This is a genomic window from Kribbella sp. NPDC050281 (assembly GCF_040655855.1).
Taxonomy (GTDB): domain Bacteria; phylum Actinomycetota; class Actinomycetes; order Propionibacteriales; family Kribbellaceae; genus Kribbella.
In genome coordinates, this window is the sequence record NZ_JBFAKS010000031.1 from 20,825 (window position 1) to 38,193 (window position 17,369).

The 17,369-nt window shown below is 68.7% G+C and carries 17 protein-coding genes and 1 riboswitch; of the genes, 10 read left to right on the forward strand and 7 right to left on the reverse strand.

The window, feature by feature from the left end; translation table 11 throughout:
* Nucleotides 1-64: 64 nt before the first annotated feature.
* From AB0I34_RS29260 to AB0I34_RS29285, 6 genes are all read left to right on the forward strand, one after another.
* Complete coding sequence (locus AB0I34_RS29260) at nt 65-976, forward strand: DNA-3-methyladenine glycosylase 2 family protein (RefSeq protein ID WP_360451223.1); 912 nt, start codon at nt 65-67, stop codon at nt 974-976.
* A gap of 27 nt (nt 977-1,003) precedes the next feature.
* Entirely contained in the window at nt 1,004-2,230 is a 1,227-nt protein-coding gene (locus tag AB0I34_RS29265; RefSeq protein WP_360451225.1) for a cation:proton antiporter, read from the forward strand.
* Nucleotides 2,231-2,301: 71 nt separating this feature from the next.
* Nucleotides 2,302-2,442: riboswitch (SAM riboswitch) on the forward strand.
* A gap of 13 nt (nt 2,443-2,455) precedes the next feature.
* The gene (gene thrC / locus AB0I34_RS29270) at nt 2,456-3,715 is read left to right on the forward strand and encodes a threonine synthase (protein WP_360451228.1); all 1,260 of its coding nucleotides are present in this window, start codon (nt 2,456-2,458) and stop codon (nt 3,713-3,715) included.
* Nucleotides 3,712-3,987, forward strand: coding sequence for a ubiquitin-like small modifier protein 1 (locus AB0I34_RS29275; protein ID WP_360451231.1), 276 nt, complete (start codon nt 3,712-3,714; stop codon nt 3,985-3,987). The genes thrC and AB0I34_RS29275 overlap by 4 nt, the downstream gene beginning before the upstream one ends.
* 55 nt (nt 3,988-4,042) lie before the next feature.
* Nucleotides 4,043-4,423 carry a VOC family protein gene (locus AB0I34_RS29280; RefSeq protein ID WP_360451233.1) on the forward strand — a complete coding sequence of 127 codons (381 nt, stop codon included), beginning with the start codon at nt 4,043-4,045 and terminating at the stop codon, nt 4,421-4,423.
* Nucleotides 4,424-4,436: 13 nt separating this feature from the next.
* On the forward strand, nt 4,437-5,462 hold the full coding sequence (locus AB0I34_RS29285) for a zinc-dependent alcohol dehydrogenase family protein (RefSeq protein ID WP_360451236.1): 1,026 nt from the start codon (nt 4,437-4,439) through the stop codon (nt 5,460-5,462).
* Nucleotides 5,463-5,615: 153 nt separating this feature from the next.
* On the opposite strand, the gene AB0I34_RS29290 is transcribed toward AB0I34_RS29285, so the two are convergent.
* The 3 genes from AB0I34_RS29290 to AB0I34_RS29300 form a co-directional block, all read right to left on the reverse strand.
* Nucleotides 5,616-6,839: a hypothetical protein gene (locus AB0I34_RS29290; RefSeq protein ID WP_360451238.1), complete on the reverse strand. Its 1,224-nt coding sequence runs from the start codon at nt 6,837-6,839 to the stop codon at nt 5,616-5,618.
* A gap of 66 nt (nt 6,840-6,905) precedes the next feature.
* On the reverse strand, nt 6,906-7,868 hold the full coding sequence (locus tag AB0I34_RS29295; protein ID WP_360451241.1) for a dihydrodipicolinate synthase family protein: 963 nt from the start codon (nt 7,866-7,868) through the stop codon (nt 6,906-6,908).
* Nucleotides 7,869-7,876: 8 nt separating this feature from the next.
* Entirely contained in the window at nt 7,877-8,992 is a 1,116-nt protein-coding gene (locus AB0I34_RS29300) for a dipeptide epimerase (protein WP_360451243.1), read from the reverse strand.
* 97 nt (nt 8,993-9,089) lie between these two features.
* On the opposite strand from AB0I34_RS29300, the gene AB0I34_RS29305 reads away from it, so the two are divergent.
* From AB0I34_RS29305 to AB0I34_RS29320, 4 genes are all read left to right on the forward strand, one after another.
* A complete protein-coding gene (locus AB0I34_RS29305; RefSeq protein ID WP_360451246.1) occupies nt 9,090-10,064 on the forward strand; it encodes an LLM class flavin-dependent oxidoreductase in 975 nt (324 codons plus the stop codon).
* Nucleotides 10,065-10,147: 83 nt separating this feature from the next.
* Complete coding sequence (locus tag AB0I34_RS29310) at nt 10,148-10,558, forward strand: hypothetical protein (protein WP_360451248.1); 411 nt, start codon at nt 10,148-10,150, stop codon at nt 10,556-10,558.
* Between the two features lie 16 nt (nt 10,559-10,574).
* Nucleotides 10,575-11,693: a hypothetical protein gene (locus AB0I34_RS29315; protein ID WP_360451250.1), complete on the forward strand. Its 1,119-nt coding sequence runs from the start codon at nt 10,575-10,577 to the stop codon at nt 11,691-11,693.
* On the forward strand, nt 11,680-12,171 hold the full coding sequence (locus AB0I34_RS29320) for a hypothetical protein (protein ID WP_360451253.1): 492 nt from the start codon (nt 11,680-11,682) through the stop codon (nt 12,169-12,171). Before AB0I34_RS29315 ends, AB0I34_RS29320 begins: the two co-directional genes overlap by 14 nt.
* On the opposite strand, the gene AB0I34_RS29325 is transcribed toward AB0I34_RS29320, so the two are convergent.
* The 4 genes from AB0I34_RS29325 to AB0I34_RS29340 form a co-directional block, all read right to left on the reverse strand.
* Complete coding sequence (locus AB0I34_RS29325) at nt 12,161-13,033, reverse strand: carbohydrate ABC transporter permease (RefSeq protein WP_131352946.1); 873 nt, start codon at nt 13,031-13,033, stop codon at nt 12,161-12,163. The genes AB0I34_RS29320 and AB0I34_RS29325 overlap by 11 nt on opposite strands.
* Complete coding sequence (locus AB0I34_RS29330) at nt 13,033-13,974, reverse strand: sugar ABC transporter permease (protein WP_360451255.1); 942 nt, start codon at nt 13,972-13,974, stop codon at nt 13,033-13,035. Before AB0I34_RS29330 ends, AB0I34_RS29325 begins: the two co-directional genes overlap by 1 nt.
* Complete coding sequence (locus AB0I34_RS29335; RefSeq protein WP_360451258.1) at nt 13,971-15,239, reverse strand: sugar ABC transporter substrate-binding protein; 1,269 nt, start codon at nt 15,237-15,239, stop codon at nt 13,971-13,973. The genes AB0I34_RS29330 and AB0I34_RS29335 overlap by 4 nt, the downstream gene beginning before the upstream one ends.
* A gap of 99 nt (nt 15,240-15,338) precedes the next feature.
* A complete protein-coding gene (locus AB0I34_RS29340; protein ID WP_360451261.1) occupies nt 15,339-17,357 on the reverse strand; it encodes a hypothetical protein in 2,019 nt (672 codons plus the stop codon).
* Nucleotides 17,358-17,369: the final 12 nt, after the last annotated feature.

Sequence of the window (17,369 nt, forward strand, 5' to 3'; positions counted from 1 at the left end):
TGTCCGTGGGGTGAGTAAGACTTGGTGGGTGAGTTCGGTGGTGCGGGTTTGGCGGGCTGGGCGGATGGTTGATCCGCATTCGGTGATCGGAGGGTTGCGGAAGGGGCCTGGCGACCCTGCGTACTACTTCGAGGGTGGTCGTCGGACGGTCTGGCGGGCGACGCGGACGCCGGACGGGCCGGTGCTCCTTCGACTGACGCCGTACGCCGGCGAAGTCGAGGCGGAGGCGTGGGGGCCGGGGTCGGCCTGGGTGCTCGACGGGGTGCCGGAGTTGCTGGGCGAGGCGGACAGCTGGGACGGGTTCGAGCCGTTGCCGGAGCATGGGGCGCTGGTGGATGCGGCTCGGCGGTTCCCGCACGTTCGGGTGCCGCGGACGCGGGCGGTGTTCGAGGCGATGGCGGCTGCGGGGATCGAGCAGGTCGTCACCGGCAAGGAGGCGTTCCGAGCCTGGCGGCTGCTGCTGCGTGAGTACGGCGAGCCCGCGCCGGGCCCGAGCACACGGGATGGGCGCGTGATGATGGTCCCGCCGTCGCCGGAGGAGTGGCGGCAGATCCCGTCTTGGCAGTGGCTGCGGGCCGGAGTGGAGGGCCGGCGCTCGCGGGTGGTGGTGACGGCGGCGACCCGGGCCAAGGCATTGGAGCGGACGCTGGAGCTGACGGACTCGGCGGAGATCGAGCGGCGACTGCGGTCGCTGCCGGGCGTCGGGGTGTGGACCGCGGCCGAGGTGCGGCAGCGGGCTCACGGTGACGCCGACGCGTTCTCGTTCGCGGACTACCACGTGTCCCGCGACGTGTCGTACGCGCTGATCGGCGAGGAACTCGACGACGACGGGTGCGCCGAGCTGATCGAGCCGTACCGCGGCCACCGGTTCCGGGTGCAGCGGCTCCTCGAGATGGCCGGCATCCGCCACCCGCGCTACGGCCCACGCAAGTCCCTGCCCACGCACACCCCCGGCGCGACCCACCGCTTGAGGTAGCCGTCGCCGGGGCACTGGAGCGCCACCATGACGATCAACGGGGACGGGCTCTACCTGGTGGCGGGGCTGGCTCTCCTGCTCGGCGCAGTGCTCCCGCGTCTCCTCCGCCGGTACGCCGTCTCCGCGCCGATCGCGTTCCTCGGCGCCGGCCTCCTGCTAGGCCTGGCAGTCGGCGACCGGGAGCTCAGCCCGATCGCCGAACCCGAGGTCACCAAGCACCTGGCCGAACTGACAGTGATCGTCGCCCTGATGGGCGTAGGTCTGGCCATCGACCGCCCGATCAGCCTGCTGCAGTGGAGAGTCACCTGGCGACTGCTGTTCGTCGCGATGCCCGCAGGGGTCGCTGCACTGACCGGAGTCGGCTGGCTGCTCGGCCTCGCGCCGGCGACGGCGCTGCTCATCGCCGCCGTCCTGGCGCCCACCGACCCGGTGCTGGCGTCCGACGTCCAGGTCGGCGGGCCGACCACCGGGGAGGACGCCGAGCTCGACGAGGACGACGAAGTGCGGTTCGCGCTGACCTCGGAGGCCGGCCTGAACGACGGTCTGGCCGCTCCGCTCGTCTACCTCGCCGTATTCATCGCCACCAAGAGCTTCTCGCCGGTCGAGTGGCTGGCTTGGGACGTGGTCGGCAAGTCGGTCATCGGAGTCGCCGTCGGCTTCGGGGCGGGCTGGTTGCTGGGGAGGATGACCTTCTCGGCGCCGGCGCGGAGTTTCCGCCTGGCGGACTCTCGCGAGCCGGTGCTGGCGCTGGCCATGACCCTTGGCGTGTACGGGCTCACCGAGGTCCTGCACGGCTACGGCTTCATCGCGGTGTTCGTCGCGGCGCTCACGCTCCGGTCAGCCGAGCGTCGTCATGACTTCCACGAGGAGTTGCACGACTTCATCGGTGAGCTCGAACACATCCTGACCTGGGGAGTGCTGCTGCTCCTCGGTGTCGCGATCACCGGCGGTCTGCTCAAGCCGCTCACGCCGGCCGGCGCAGCGATCGGCGTACTGCTCGTGCTGGTGGTGCGCCCACTGGTTGCCTGGCTGTCGCTCGCGCGCACGGAGCTGGACCGGTCGGAGCGCTGGGCGACTGCGGCCTTCGGGGTCCGTGGGGTGTCGTCGATCTACTACCTGGCCGCGGTCGGCGCGCACTTCAGCTCCGAGTTGCCGTGGTTGTGGGCGACGCTCGGTTTCACCGTGGTCCTGAGCGTCGTACTGCATGGCATCGCCGCCACACCGGTCATGCGCTTTCTGGAACAGCGGAGTTAGCGCTGAGATCGGCCGTCTCGGATGGTGGGAAGTGAAGACACAATATGGACCCGATTGGGTAATCTCGGGGGAGCTCATCCAGAGGGACTGAGGGAAACGGCCCGTTGATGTCCCGGCAACCCTCCCCGTTGAGGTCCCAGTCCGGGGCCCTCGCGGCGGAACGGTGCCAAATCCGTCCCGCGCCGAGATCCGGCTCCCGGGGAAGATGAGAGGGGAACCTCACTCATGAGCCTGACCGCCACCCACACGATCCGTGAAGGTGCCTTTGGCAACGGTACGCACCTGAGCTGTCGCGCCTGCGGGGCGAAGTCGCCGCTCGGTCCGTTCTACGCCTGTATGGAATGCTTCGGTCCACTCGAGGTCGGGTACGACTACCCGGCCATCACCCGCGAGCAGATCGAGGCCGGACCCAAGAACATCTGGCGCTACCAACCGCTGCTGCCCGTCCCGGTCGACGTGGCCAGCTTCCCGAACACCGAGCCGGGCTACACCCGGCTGATCGACGCCGGCAACCTCGCCCGCGAACTCGGCCTGCGCAAGCTGTGGGTCAAGGACGACTCGGGCAACCCGACCCACTCGTTCAAGGACCGCGTGGTCGCGTCCGCCCTGAGCGCCACCCGCGAGCTCGGCCTGAAGGTCTTCGCCTGCCCCTCCACCGGCAACCTGGCCAACGCCGTCGCCGCGGCCGCCGCCCGGGCCGGCATCCGCTCGGTCGTGTTCATCCCGCACGACCTCGAGCGCCCGAAGGTGATCACCACCGCCGTGTACGGCGGCACCCTGGTCGCCGTCGAAGGCAACTACGACGACGTGAACAAGCTGGCCTCGGAGATCGCCGGCGAGGAGGAGGGCTGGGCGTTCGTCAACGTCAACGTCCGCCCGTACTACTCCGAGGGTTCCAAGACGCTGGCCTTCGAGATCGCCGAGCAGCTCGGCTGGCGGCTGCCGCAGCAGATCGTCATCCCGGTCGCCTCCGGTTCGCAGCTGACCAAGATCGACAAGGGCTTCACCGAGCTCGGCAAGCTCGGCCTCGTCGACGCCACCGACTACAAGGTGTACGGCGCGCAGGCGACCGGCTGCTCGCCCGTCGCGCAGGCGTTCCGCGACGGCCACGACGTGGTCAAGCCGGTGAAGCCGTCGACGATCGCGAAGTCGCTGGCGATCGGCAACCCGGCCGACGGACCGTACGTGCTGGACGTCGCCCGCCGTACCGGCGGCGTGATCGCGGACGTCAGCGACGAGGAAGTGGTCGAGGGCATCCAGTTGCTGGCCCGGACCGAGGGCATCTTCACCGAGACCGCGGGTGGGGTGACGGTCGCGACGCTGAAGAAGCTGATCGAGACCGGTCAGCTCGACCCCGAGGCCGAGACGGTGATCATCAACTCCGGCGACGGGCTGAAGACGCTCGACGCCGTGGCCGACCGGGTCGGCCCCAAGGTGACCATCCCCGCGTCGTACGACGCCTTCGTGAAGGCAGGCCTGCAGTGAGCGTGAGCGTACGGGTCCCGACCATCCTGCGGCCCTACACCCAGGGCGCGTCCGAGGTGTCCGCCGAGGGCGCGACACTGGTCGAGGTGCTCGACTCGCTGGACAGCTCCTACCCCGGGATCAAGGGCCGGGTGCTGGACGAGTCGGGTGAGCTGCGCCGGTTCGTGAACGTGTACGTCGACGACGACGACGTACGGTTCGCCGACGGCCTGCAGACCTCGATCAAGGATGGCGGCCAGGTCTCCATCATCCCCGCGGTCGCCGGCGGCTGATCTTCCCGGTGGTTCCGGGCGCCGTTCGTCCGGAACCACCGGTACCGTCGCCTGCATGGCGACGAAATGGACCATCGGTGGGGATGCCGCCGACCCACAGAAGCTGGCGCGATTCTGGGCGGCGGCCCTCGGCTACGTGATCGAGCCCGGCTTCGACGAGCCGGACATGGCGGGGATCATCGATCCCGACGACGTCGGGCCGGCGATCTGTTTCGGCCGCGTCCCCGAGCCCAAGACCTCGAAGAACCGGCTGCACATCGACATCCGCGTGGCGGGGCCTGGCGAGCGGGACGCCGCCTCCGCAGAGCGCATGCGCACGAAGGCGGCCGCGCTGATGGAGCTGGGCGCGACCCAGGTACGAGAGGACTTCTACGGCCCCGAACTCGGCCACATCGTGATGCTCGATCCCGAGGGCAACGAGTTCTGCGTTGGCTGACTACGATGCCGCCATGCGCGCTGTCGTCATCGAGGAGTACGGCGTACTGCCCGTCGTACAAGAGGTTCCGCGGCCCGAGCCGGCGGATGGTTCGGTCGTTCTGAAGGTCGAGGCGACCGGGTTGTGCCGGAGCGACTGGCACGGGTGGATGGGGCACGACTCGGACATCGTGTTGCCGCATGTGCCGGGGCATGAGCTCGCCGGGACGATCGCCGCGGTCGGGTCCGGCGTACAGGGGTGGCAGGTCGGGGAGCGGGTGACGACGCCGTTCATCTGTGCGTGTGGTGTGTGTGAGCAGTGCCGCGAGGGGAATCAGCAGGTCTGCCCGAATCAGCTACAGCCCGGGTTCAACTACTGGGGTTCGTTCGCCGAGTACGTCGCGGTGCCCTACGCCGAGGTGAATCTGGTCCGGCTGCCCGACGATTTGGACTTCGCGACCGCTGCCGGCCTCGGGTGCCGCTTCGCGACGTCGTTCCGCGCAATCCACCAAGTGGGCAAGGTGGTCGCCGGGGAGAACGTGGTGATCTTCGGCTGCGGCGGCGTCGGTCTGTCGGCCGTCATGATCGCGGCGGCTCTCGGTGCGCGGGTGATCGCGGTCGACACCAATCCCGATGCGTTGAAGCTCGCCCGCGAGTACGGCGCATCCGACACCCTGCAAGCGGGGTCGACCACCGTGCAGGAGATCCGGGACCTCGGTGGCGCACACGTGACCATGGATGCCCTCGGCTCCAACGACATCGTCCAGCAGGCGCTGCACGCACTGAAACCGCGTGGCCGCCACCTCCAGGTCGGCCTCCTGCCGTCCGGAGTGCAGCTGGACGTAGGCCGCCTCATCGGCCAGGAACTCCACTGGCTCGGCAGCCACGGCATGCCCGCGCACGCCTATCCCGAAATGCTCGGCTTAGTTGCCACCGGCAACCTCAAACCCGCCGACCTGATCACCCGCACCATCACCCTCAACGAAACTCCGGCCGCCCTGGCCGCCCTGTCGACCGGCACCCCCGCCGGCGTCACCGTCATCCACCCCAGCACCCGCTGATGGGCTGACCCATCAGCGGGTGGGTTGGCCCACTGCGTGCCATGGGCGAACCCACCGTCTGATTGGCCAGCCAGGCAGACGGGGGGAGGGTGGCGGCTACAAGCTCCCACTGTCTGATTGGCCAGCCAGGCAGACGGGGGGGGAGGGTGGCGGCTACAAGCGGATGAGGTAGACGGTGGGTGGGCGGCCGGTTCGGCCGTGTTGCTGGCTGCCTATGGGGTCGGCGAGGCCGGCTCGTTCGAGGCGTTTGAGGACCCGGCGGGCAGTGCGGAGCTGGACGGCCAGGTGGTCGGCGACGTCTTGGGTGGTGAGGCCGTCGGGGAGGGCGGTGGTGAGCTCGCGCATCCGGGCCAGGGTTTGCGTGTTGAGGCCGACCCGTCGCGCCAGGAGCGGGAGGCTTTCGGTGCCGCGTGCGGCGGCCGGGTGATCACCGGACGGTTCGATCACGATCTCCACGTCGTCGGACATCGACACCACCCCGGCGACCGTGCCGATCGAGCCCGCCCGGCTGACCGCGCGACGGGCGAGTGCCTCCGCTTCGGCCGCAGTACGTCCGACGCCGAAGCCGACGTACGCCGTGCTGTGCCGTGCGGCGAGGTGGTCGAGGAGGGGCATCCGGGAGAACTGTTCGGTCGCCTGCTCGAGCAGGCCACGGGTGGTGACGACGAGGTGCCGGCCGTCGGGGAGTGCGGCCAGGCTGCCACCGAGCGTGATCAGGTCGGCGGCCAGGGCGTCGTCCGGCTCGGGCAGGTCGATGACGCCGAGCGCGACCTGCGCGTCGCCGACGTGCTGGCCGGTCGTCGTCAGAACCAGCGCTTGCAGCGTCGACCGGATCGAGTACCGCGACGGTGCGAGCCGGACCGAGGGCATCTCGTTCTCGAGCAGGTGGAAGGCGGAGCCGAGGCAACTGATCGCGACCTTGGTGTCGTGCTTGTCCCGCGCGGTCCGGTGGAACTCGACGATGTCGTCCGACGTCAGGCCGGGCCGGTACGGGAGCACCTGGATCTGGTCGGTCGGGAGCTTGGCCTCGATCAGCGTCTCCATCACCTCGCTGCGGCGCAGGGTGTCGATGGAGAACTGGGTGACGTTGTGACCGAGCCGAAGCAGTTCGACCAGGGCACGCAGCAGCGTGGCGCCGTCGTACGAGACGTACATCGCGGGCCGGTCGATCACGCCGGCCTCGGTGGCGATCGTGTATGGCACGACGCCGGTGAACAGCAGCGCGTCGACCTTCTCGTGCGCCTGCTCGACCAGTTCGACCGCTTCGGTCTCGTGCCGGTAGGGCAGTGGGAGCAGATTCGCGCCGCTCGGCGGACCGACGGCGATGACGCGCTGCACCAGGTCCTCGGGGCCGACCACGCCGACGGAAAGGGCCATCAGGCCACCGCGCCAGGGGCTGAGCTCATCTGCACGGCACTCCTTCGAAGACTTCTGGTCTGGCCCTTAAATCGCAGGATAGTGGCTGAGTTCCTCGAGGCAGCGGATCACCAGGTCGCGCTCACTCGCCGGCAGTTCCGGCCCGTAGGGGTCATGGGCCGCGTCCTCCGGGATCAGGCCCTCCCACACGGCCGCCCAGAGCATCCGCTGCACGTAGCCCTCGATAGGTGCGTAGAAGGTCGCCGCAGCAAAGCGGTCCAGTCGTTCGGAGGCCGTCAGGAAGCCGCTGTGGTCGCCTGACGTCCAGCTCCGCAGTACGGCGGCCGACAGCTCGACCTGAGCCGCGGCGATCCCGACCAGGGCCGTGTCAGCGCCCCACATGAACGACGGGCCGTACATCCGGTCCTCGCCAGTGATCAGGAGCTTGCCAGTGCCGCGCCCGGCCCAGATGGCGTCCTGGCAGCCGATGGCGCGGTCCAGAGTGGCCGTCTTGACCCCGAGCATGGAGTCCAGGCTCAGCAGGTCGCGGATCAGCTCAGGCGAGTACGGGTACCCGCCCGCCTCCCCGTGCAGGTAGAAGCCGACCAGCGGCAGCCCACTCTCGGCCGCCACGCGCTCGTGCAGCGCCACCGCCTGCGCATGCCCGTCCGGCAGGTCTCCGAGAGCAGCCAGCGGGTAGACCATCACCGCATCGGCTCCGCCCGCCGCCGCCTGCTGTGCCATCGCCACAGTCGCGTCGGAAGCCTCCTGCAGGCTCTGAGCCGATTCAGACCTGGGTACGCCGACTCCCGCGACGATCGGGAGGTCCGTGGCCTGTCGCCACGTCTCCAGCACCTTGGACCGGTCAGCTGCCGTCAGGTAGAGCCCCCGCCCGGTGTGAGCCCAGACGGCCAGCCCGCCGATGGGCTGAGCAGCGAGAGCACCGGCGTACGAGGCCAGTACGTCGTACGCGACGACGCCCTCGGTGGACATCGGAGTGACGACCGCGGGAAGCAGCGTGCCGCGGAGCCGTGAGACGAGTGCGTGCATGGGACCTCTCAGACGTCGTGGCCGAGGCCTGGTCGCTTGGGTACGTCGATCCAGCCGTCACAGTCGGCGAAGACGGTCGGAGCGAGTGGATCCTCGTGCACCATCAGCGGACCGACCAGATCGGCCGCGACAGTGGCACCCGGTACGGCGGCGGCCAGGTGAACCGCGGCCAGTGTGGCCACGCCCAGCTCCGGCATGGAGCCTACCTTCACCGCCAGCCCGGCAGCCTCGGCCACGTTCGCGATCTGCAGGGCGCGGTGCAGTCCGCCGACCTTGAGGATCTTGATGTTCAGTACGTCGGCCGCACCACGCCGCGCGATCTCGAGAGCGTCGTGCAGCGAGTGCATGCTCTCGTCGACCATCAGCCGTACGTCGAGGCGCTCCCGCAGCCGGACCAGGCCGTCCAGGTCCCAGCGCGGCAGCGGCTGCTCCAGCAGTGTCAGGCCGGCGTCCGCCATCTTCGCGAGGTACGGCAGCGCGGTCGCGTCGTACCCCTCGTTGGCGTCGAGACACAGCTCGGCGTCGGCGGGGATGACAGAGCGGACCGCGCGGATCAGTTCCAGGTCGTCGGCCGGTACGTGGCCGCCCTTGACCTTCAGGTGGCTGAAGCCCTTGGCGGAGTACTCGGCGGCCTCGGCCGCCATCTCGTCCAGCGTGCCCAGCCCGACCACCCAGGTCGTCTGCACACGGTCCCGGACGCTGCCGCCAAGCAGCGTGTGCACCGGCCAGCCGCTGATCCGGCCGGCCAGGTCGAAGAGCGCGATGTCGAGGCCGGACTTGGCCACCTGCTGACCGCGCAGGACTGTGTCCATCACCACATGCGCCCCGGCCCGGTCGAGCGGGTCGTGGCCGATCAGGGCCGGGGCGAGATGTTCCTCGATCGCGGCGGTGACCCCGGCCAGCGTCTCCCCGGTGTACGCCGTCATCGGGGAGGTCTCACCGATGCCGACGGCACCGTCGGAGGTGTGCACCTCGACGACCAGGCTGACCAGCTCCGTGCTGGTCCCGCTGCTGATCCGGAACGGCCGGCGGTACCGCGCGCTCACCACTCGGGTCTTGATCGCGCTGATCGGCCCCGAGCCCGTCCCGGCGGGCACCCCGACCGGATGCGATGCCAAACTCAATTCCGGCTCCTAAGGGTCGCAATCTCACGCAAAAGCATTTACGGTCAAGACCGTAAATACCGCGAGCGCTCTCTGTCAACGGAAGGTGGCACCCCCGATGCGGCTGGGTCTCTATCTGAACCTCTACGGCACCCCCGGCGAGCGGCCCTTGCTGGCGGACGCGGTGGAGCAGGCGCGGCTGGCCGAGCAGGCCGGGTTCGAGTGGATCGTGCTCGGGGAACGGCACCTGCACCGGCCCGGGTACCACGAGATCCTCAGCTCGCTGACCTGGCTGGCGGCGAAGACCGAGCGGATCGGGATCGCCACCGCGGGGATCGTTGCCCCGCTCTACCACCCCGTCGTCCTGGCCGAGACACTCGCGCACCTCGACGTACTGTCCGGCGGCCGCGTCACCGCCGGCTTCGTGCTCGGCTACCGGCCGGAGGAGTTCGCCCTGTACGGCGTGACCCAGCCGGAGCGGGTCGCGCGGTTCGAGGAGTGCCTGGAGATCGTCACCCGGCTCTGGACCGAGGACGAGGTCTCGTACGACGGCAAGTTCACCAGCATCCGGGAGGCGTACCTCTCGCCGCGTCCGGTGCAGAGCCCGCGGCCGCGGCTGTGGAACGGCGGCCGGGTGTCCGCCGTCCTCGAGCGGACCGCGCGGATGTGCGACGGCTGGACCACGTCGTTCAACGAACTGGACTCCGACCTGCCGGACAAGATCGCCGAGTACCTGTCGTACCCGCGCGGCGAGGGCACGCTCGGCGCCGAGGTGATCCTCTGCCGGGAGGGCTTCTGCGCCCCGACCTCGCAGGACGCCCGGCAGGCGCTGGAGGAGCCGCTGCGCGACCTGTACGACGCCTACACCGGCTGGAAGCGCACCTCGACGGACGTGAGCCGCTACACGCAGGGCTGGGACGACATCGCCGCACGCAGCGTGATCGGGTCCCCGGCCGAGTGCGCCGAGCGACTGGCGCACTACGAGGAGATGGGTGCCGACGGCATCATCCTCCGGATCCAGCCGCCCGGTATGCCGCAGGCCGACGTACTCCGCTCGATCGAAGCGTTCGGAGACATCACCCAAGTCGGATGATCCTTTGACCGCCTGTGCGCGCTTAGTCTCGATGAGCACTCGGCACCCATTCGGGGTGGCCGACCACTGAGGGGTGGGCGCAGATGACCCAGGAAGAGACCAACGACCGGCGACAGCAGTCCGTGTTCGCCATGACCGGTGTCATGTTCGCCGCGACCATGATGGTCCTGCTCGGGGCGTTCCAGGTGATCGTCGGGCTCGCCGCGATCATCGACGACCGGTACTTCGTGACCGCCCAGGGGTACGCCTTCCACCTCGACACGACGGCCTGGGGCTGGATCCACATGCTCCTCGGCCTGCTCATGGTGGTGGCGGGCTTCGGCCTGTTCTACCGGGCCACCTGGGCCGGGGTGACAGCACTGGTCCTCGCCATCCTCAGCGCGATCGACAACTTCTTCTTCATCCCCTACGCGCCAGTGTGGTCGTTGCTGCTGATCGCCCTCGATGTCTGGGTGATCTGGGCCCTGACCCGGCCGAGAATGATCACCACCTGACCGGGTCTCTGCGGACATGAGCGTCGACGTTGTCTTCTGGACGGTGGTGCTGGCGCGGTTCCTCCTGCCGCTGCTCATCCCGCGCTTCCCGCTGCCGGCGATCGTCGCCTGCCTGTTGCTGGACGGCGTCGACCAGACCATCTTCCAGACCTTCGGCTTCGACCCGCCGAACTACCAGAGCTACGACAAGGCGATGGACGTGTTCTACCTGTCCGTCGCGTATCTGGCCAGCCTGCGGAACTGGACCAACCTGTCGGCGGTCAAGATCAGCCGGTTCCTGTTCTTCTACCGCCAGATCGGCGTGGTGGCCTTCGAGCTCAGCGGCGCCAGGTTCCTGCTCCTGCTCTTCCCGAATACGTTCGAGTACTTCTTCATCGCCTACGAGCTCGTCCGCGCCCGGCGCAATCCGCTGCGCTACTCGTTCCGGTTCTGGGTGCTGGTGGCCGGTGGGATCTGGATCTTCATCAAACTGCCGCAGGAGTACTGGATCCACATCGCCCAGCTGGACCTGACCGACACCATCCGGGACGTCCCGTGGTTCCTGCCGGTCCTGGTGGTGGCGATCCTCGCCCTCGCCGCGGTGCTGTGGTTCGTGGTCCGGCCCCGACTCAGTCCGGCCGACTGGTCACTGCGACTGGCGGCCGACCCGCTGCCGGTCGAGATCGACGAGGCCAGCGAGCGCGCCGCGTACCAGGCCGCGCACCGCAAGGTGTTCGACCTGGCGTCGGTGGAGAAGATCTTCCTGATCGGCCTGATCAGCGTGATCTACGCACGGGTGCTGCCGGGGGTCGAGACGAGCGATCTCCGGCTGTTCTTCGGTATCGCCGTCTTCGTCATCCTGAACTCCGCGATCGGGCTCTGGTCGGCCCGGCGGGGCTACGGGTGGGACTCCGCGGCGATCTCCTTCGCCGTCGTCTTCGCGGTCAACGTCGGACTGGTCGTCATCGCCGAAGTGCTGCTGCGGCGCGGGAACGGCGATCTGCGACTGTCCGACACCCTCTTCTTCGTCTTCCTGGTGAGCATCCTGACCATGCTCTACGACCGGTACCACCCGGTCGCCGACTACCGCGCCGCCCATCCGGAGGCCGTGCAACCCCCGCCACCACGAGTAGGAGGTCACGATGTCGGAGACTGATGCCAACCCCACCGCGGCGAGGCACCGGCAACCGCCGGCGCCGGGTGAGCCCGAGGTTCCGGAATGGCCGAGCCGGTGGGTCGGCTGGATCCTGTTCGCCGGCGTGATGATGATCGTGCTCGGCATGTTCCACGCGTTCCAGGGGTTCATCGCGCTGTTCGAGGACGACTACTTCCTGGTCGGCAGACGCGGTCTCACCATCCACCTCAACTACACGGGCTGGGGCTGGATCCACCTGTTCCTGGGGCTGGTCGTCATCGCGGCCGGGATCGGGCTGCTGAACGGCCGGTTGTGGGGACGTATCGTCGGCGTGGTCCTGGCGGTGGTCAGCGTCATGGTCAACGTGGCGTTCCTCGCGGCGTACCCGATCTGGTCGATGATCATGATCGCGGTCGACATCCTGGTCATCTGGGCGCTGACCGTCCACGGCGACGAGATGCGCGTCATCCGGGAGACCGGGCCGGAGGTCAGCCCTTGAGCCCGGACATCGCGATGCTGTCGGTCAGGTAGCGCTGCAGCAGGCCGAACACGAGCAGGCTCGGTACGACGGTGATGGTCGCGCCGGCCATCACCTGGTTGATCGGCACCGCCTGCGTCTGCAGTGTCGCCAGGCCGACGGTGAGTGTCTGCATCTCCGCCGACTGGCCGATCACCAGCGGCCAGAGGAAGTCGTTCCAGTGCCACAGGAACACGAAGATGCCGAGCGTCGCCAGCGCGGGCCGGATCAGCGGCAGCACGATCTGGGTGAAGATCCGCCACTCCGGCGCACCGTCGATCTCGGCCGCCTCGAACAGTTCGTCCGGCAGCTGGCTGATGAACTGCCGCAGCAGGAACACCGCCTGCGAGTTCGCCAGCGTCGGCACGATCAGACCCCAGAAGCTGTCCACCCAGTCCAGCCGCGAGACCAGGATGTACGACGGGATCAGCGTCGCCTGGAACGGCACCATCAGAGTGGCCAGGAAGGCCCAGAACATGATGTCCCGGCCGGGGAACCGCTTCTTCGCGAAGGCGTAGCCGGCCATCGAGGCGAACAGCAGCACGCAGACCACCGAGACCAGCGAGTACAGCAGCGAGTTGACCGTCCAGCGCGGGATGTCCGAGCTGGACAGCACCCGCTCGAAGTTCTCGAACGTGAAGTTGGCCGGGTTGAGCGCGTCCGGGAAGGTCCGGCCGCTCGGCGGAGCGAACGCGACCAGGACCATGGCCGCGAACGGCACGACGGTGACGATCGCGGTCAGTGCCAGCAGCGTCGGCAGGGTGAGCCGGGCGACCGGGCGGCGGTCGACCCGCGGCGACTCGGTCCGGTCCTGGACCTTGGGTCGTTCGAGCAGGTTCACCATCAGTCGTCCCTCCCGACGAGCCGTCGCTGTACGAGCGAGACGATGAGCACGATCAGGAACAGCACCAGTCCGATCGCACTGGCGTAGCCGAAGTCGAAGTACTTGAATCCGCTGTCGTAGAGCAGATAGACGAGCGAGTAGCTGGAGCGGACCGGTCCACCGCCGGTCATCACGTACATCGCGTCGAAGACCTGGAACGCGCCGATGGTCTCGATCACCAGCACGAAGAACAGCACCGGGCGCAGCTGCGGCAGCGTGATGTAGCGGAACCGCTGCCAGCTGCCGGCGCCGTCGATCATGGCTGCTTCGAGGTACGACTTCGGCACCGCCTGGAGCCCGGCGAGCAGGATCAGCATCGAGTAGCCGAAGCCCTTCCAGGCCGACGTCACCGCGATCGACGGCAGTACCGACCCGGACTGGCCGAGGAAGTCCACCGGGCCGACCGACGCCAGCCCGAGGACCGCGTTCAGCAGGCCGTCCTGGGCGTCGTAGATCCACTTCCAGATGACCGCGGCCAGCACGATGCTGGTCACGTACGGCAGGAAGAACACGCTGCGGAAGAAGCCGCGGTTCCAGACCACCTGCTGCAACATGATCGCGGTGCCCAGCGACAGCAGCACGGTCAGCGGGACGAAGATCACCGTGTAGGTGAGGGTGACCACCAGGCTCTGCCGGAAGAGGTCGTCCTGGAGCAGCCGCGTGTAGTTGTCCACGGCAACGAAAGTCCAGCGGCCGCTGAGCCGGTAGTCGGTGAGCGAGAGCAGGAAAGCGCCGACGACCGGCAGGAACCGGAACACCAGGAACAACGCCAGCATCGGGGCCACGAACAGCAGCCCGACCCAAGGGCGCCGCCCCGGTCCGCGCCGCCCTGTGGGCGACGCGGACCGGGAGAAGACGGAGCGGCGGCGGGAGCCGTCCCGCACCTGCTGGGTGACGGTCAACGCTGTCTCGACAGGAGGTCGTTGGCCTGCTTGGCGGCGTCGTCGAGCGCCTGCTGCGGCTGCTTCTTGCCGGTCAGTACGGCCTGGATCTCGACGCCGAGCAGCGAGTTCACCTGCCGGGCGGCCGGGTTCGGTTCACCCGGGAAGGCGTACTGCAGCGCGTCGGCGAACTTCGCCGCGGTCGCGTCCGCGGCCGGCGCCTTCACGTCGGTGCGCGGGGTGTAGAACCCGGACGCCTTGCTGAGCGCCTCCAGTTGCGGCGGCTGGATCATGAACGACATGAACTTCTTCGCGGCGTCCTTGTTCTCCGAGGCGGCGTTCAGTACCAGCCCGCCGGGCAGGCCGAAGCCGACCTGCTTCTGACCGGTCAGCGGCGTACCGATCTCGATGTTCGCCGCACCCCAGGTCTTCGCCACGGTGCCCGCGTCGGCCGGTGTGCTGGTGAAGGCCATCGCCACCTGGCCCTTGCCCAGCGGTGAGTCGGCGACGGTGTTCCCGTTGCTCAGGGCGCTCTTCGGGATGCCGCCCTCGTCCCACAGGGACTTCAGGAAGGTCAGCGCGTCCAGGCCCGGAGCCTGGTTGAAGGCGACGGACTTGCCGTCGTCGGCGAACACCTTGCCGCCGGCCTGCCACAGCAGCGGGTAGAAGTTCAGGTTCAGCGACGCCTCCGGCGAGGCGGAGTAGTCCAGCGTGGAGAACCCGGCCGCCTTGATCTTGGGCGCCGCGGCCTTGATCTCGTCCCAGGTCTCCGGCGGCGTGGTGATCCCGGCCTTGGTCAGGATCGTCTTGTTGTACATCGTCGAGGTGACGGTGTGGTAGATCGGTGCGCCGTACACCTTGCCCTCGACGCTCAGGCCCGGGATCGCGGCCGGCAGGAACTTGTCCTTGTCCGGCGTCACCACGTCGTCGACCGGCTCGAGCGAGCCGTTGGTGACGTACTGCGGGATCTGGTCAGGGATCATCAGCAGGACGTCCGGGCCCTTCTTGCCGGAGAACGCCGCCGCGAGCTTCTCCTCCCGGTTCGCCCACGGCTGCATCTCAAGCTTCAGGTCGATGCCGGAGTTGGCGGCCTCGAAGTCCTTCTCGACCTTCTGCCAGTAGGCGTCGCTGGCCGCCTGGTCGCCGATCACCGGATACATCCAGAGCGTGATGCTCTTGGTCTCGGTCGACGACGAGCCCGAGTCGCCGCCGCACGAGGAGAGTGCGGCGGCCAGTACGAGCGCCGTGAGTGGTGCCGCGATGCGGCGGACGGTCGTGTGAAGCATGGAAGACATCGCACCCCCAGGGTGTCCGGAAGTCAGGGCCGGAAAGTAGATCGCCGAATAACGGTCAGGACCGAAAGTAGCTGGGTCGAATTTCGGCTGTCAACGGCTGATATCAACTCGGAACAGCTCGGAGCCGCTGGTGAGCAGCAGCTGGTGATCTCCCCGGACCCCGAGCCGCCGGTGGGCGTGCTCGACGAACAGCGTCGGGGTCTGCTTGTTCCCCGGCGCGATCCGGTAGACCCTGTTGAGGTCGATGCTCACGTACACCGCCTCGTTGGTGGCGACGATGTCGCCGCTGGACGTGGTGGTCCCGAGCGTGAAGGACCTGACCAGCTTGCCGTCTCGGGGGTCCACCGCGAACGCGGTCTTGCCGGCCACGCCGTACAGCAGCCCGTCCGGGCCGATGGTGACCGACGAGACCGTGGCCGCACCGGGCACCGGCACGGTCTCCCACAGCTTGCGGGACCTGGCCGCGTCCCAGGCGAACACGGTGCCCGCGTCGCGGGTGGGCGGGGTGGTGGACAGTCCGCCGACGATCGACGTACCGCCGTAGACGATGTCGCGGCGGGCGGTCAGGCCGAAGATGCTCTCGTCCTGGACCACGTTGCGGAAGGACTGGGTGGTCCCGGTCTTCGGGTCGACGATGGCCAGCACGCCGCCGAGCCGGTCGCCGTCGGGGACGGTGCCGACCGCGATCTTGCCGTTCACCTCGGCCAGGGCGCGGGCGCGAGTCTGCAGCTCGGAGTGCAGATTGACCGCCAGCGTCGGGTTGTCCGGCGTACCGGGCGGTCCGGGGGAGTACTCCGGGCTGCTCCAGGGCTGCGTCTGGTCGTACGAGTACAGCCGGGCCTCCGGGTAGGCGCCGATCCACAGCTTGCCGTCGGAGCCCTCCATCAGCGCCTCGGTCTGGGAGAACCTGTTGTACGCCGCTTCGCCGGTGGCCGGGTCGACGACGGAGACGCCGCCGTTCAGGAACCCACCGGCGTACACCTTGGACTTGCCGCCGGCGACGGACAGGATCTCGATCGGCTCGCGGCGGACCTTGGTCTCGAAGATCTCCGACTTGCCGGTCTGCGGGTTGTACCGGAACTCCTCGCCGCGCCAGAGCGTGCCGACGACACTCGTGCCCGGGTAGTCGGGCAGGTCGAGGTCGGCGTACCCGATCGCGCGGGCGTTCTGGATCCGGCCGGTGAAGGTGAGGCCGGTCCCGGTCAGTGTCTTGGTCGCCGGGTCGTACTTCTTCAGCTCACTGGCCTGGATCAGGTAGATCTCGCCGTTCGCGCCGACCGGGGAGATGTCCAGGCCGTGCGCGTTCGGGATCTCGTCCACCCAGGTGCGAGAGGCGATGTCCCAGACGTACAGCGGGCCGGGGAAGGCGGTGCTGATCCGGGCGTATACGCGGCCCCCGCGGGCGTTCAGGTCGTACACGACCTTGTCGGTCGGGTCGCCGAGCCCCGGTGGCGACGGCAGTTCGGTGATCGCTCCGCTGGCGACGTCGAGCTCCATGATGTGCGCGTCGGGCAGCGAGCCGGTGTAGATCTTGCCGTCGGCGTAGTCGATGCTCTTGACGTACGGCTGGCCGGCCTTCAGTTGGCCGTAGTCGCGGACGGCGCCGGTCTGATCGTCGTACCGGAACACCTTGCCGTTCGGGAACGTGCCGCCGTACACATTGCCCTGCTCGTCGGTGGTGATCCGCCAGATGAACGTCTCGGAGGCGATCGGGCGTCCGAGGTCCTCGACCGTGGTCCCGGAGCCGGGACGCAGACGATACAGGTGGCCGTTGTTGTACGTGCCGACGTAGATCGTCCCGTCCGGGGTCGCGGCGACCGCGTAGCTGCCGTCGGCGCCGGGCAGTGCCGCGGACAGCAGGCTCTCGCCGGTGGCCGGGTCGATGGCGTTCAGGTACGCCGGACTGCCGGTGGACACGTTCCAGATCGCGGTCTTGCCGTTCGGGCCGGGGGCGACGGTGCCCCCGATCAGGAGTACGTCGGACAGCGGGATACCGAGTGACACGAGCTTGCCTGTCGGTGGCTGGTGGTTCGCCTGGGCGGGAGTGGTCAGGGTCGTCACGAGTACGGCGGCAAGTGCCACCGCGATGAGCGAGCGGGCTGATCGCATGCGAGGGGCCTC

Bases quoted from the DNA above. Each gene is read 5' to 3' on its own strand.
- AB0I34_RS29335 (WP_360451258.1), bottom strand. From the start codon at position 15,239: ATGCTTCACACGACCGTCCGCCGCATCGCGGCACCACTCACGGCGCTC.
- AB0I34_RS29325 (WP_131352946.1), bottom strand. From the start codon at position 13,033: ATGGTGAACCTGCTCGAACGACCCAAGGTCCAGGACCGGACCGAGTCG.
- thrC (WP_360451228.1), top strand. From the start codon at position 2,456: ATGAGCCTGACCGCCACCCACACGATCCGTGAAGGTGCCTTTGGCAAC.
- AB0I34_RS29295 (WP_360451241.1), bottom strand. From the start codon at position 7,868: ATGCACGCACTCGTCTCACGGCTCCGCGGCACGCTGCTTCCCGCGGTC.
- AB0I34_RS29285 (WP_360451236.1), top strand. From the start codon at position 4,437: ATGCGCGCTGTCGTCATCGAGGAGTACGGCGTACTGCCCGTCGTACAA.
- AB0I34_RS29280 (WP_360451233.1), top strand. From the start codon at position 4,043: ATGGCGACGAAATGGACCATCGGTGGGGATGCCGCCGACCCACAGAAG.
- AB0I34_RS29340 (WP_360451261.1), bottom strand. From the start codon at position 17,357: ATGCGATCAGCCCGCTCGCTCATCGCGGTGGCACTTGCCGCCGTACTC.
- AB0I34_RS29310 (WP_360451248.1), top strand. From the start codon at position 10,148: ATGACCCAGGAAGAGACCAACGACCGGCGACAGCAGTCCGTGTTCGCC.
- AB0I34_RS29260 (WP_360451223.1), top strand. From the start codon at position 65: ATGGTTGATCCGCATTCGGTGATCGGAGGGTTGCGGAAGGGGCCTGGC.
- AB0I34_RS29305 (WP_360451246.1), top strand. From the start codon at position 9,090: ATGCGGCTGGGTCTCTATCTGAACCTCTACGGCACCCCCGGCGAGCGG.
- AB0I34_RS29315 (WP_360451250.1), top strand. From the start codon at position 10,575: ATGAGCGTCGACGTTGTCTTCTGGACGGTGGTGCTGGCGCGGTTCCTC.
- AB0I34_RS29265 (WP_360451225.1), top strand. From the start codon at position 1,004: ATGACGATCAACGGGGACGGGCTCTACCTGGTGGCGGGGCTGGCTCTC.
- AB0I34_RS29290 (WP_360451238.1), bottom strand. From the start codon at position 6,839: ATGGCCCTTTCCGTCGGCGTGGTCGGCCCCGAGGACCTGGTGCAGCGC.
- AB0I34_RS29320 (WP_360451253.1), top strand. From the start codon at position 11,680: ATGTCGGAGACTGATGCCAACCCCACCGCGGCGAGGCACCGGCAACCG.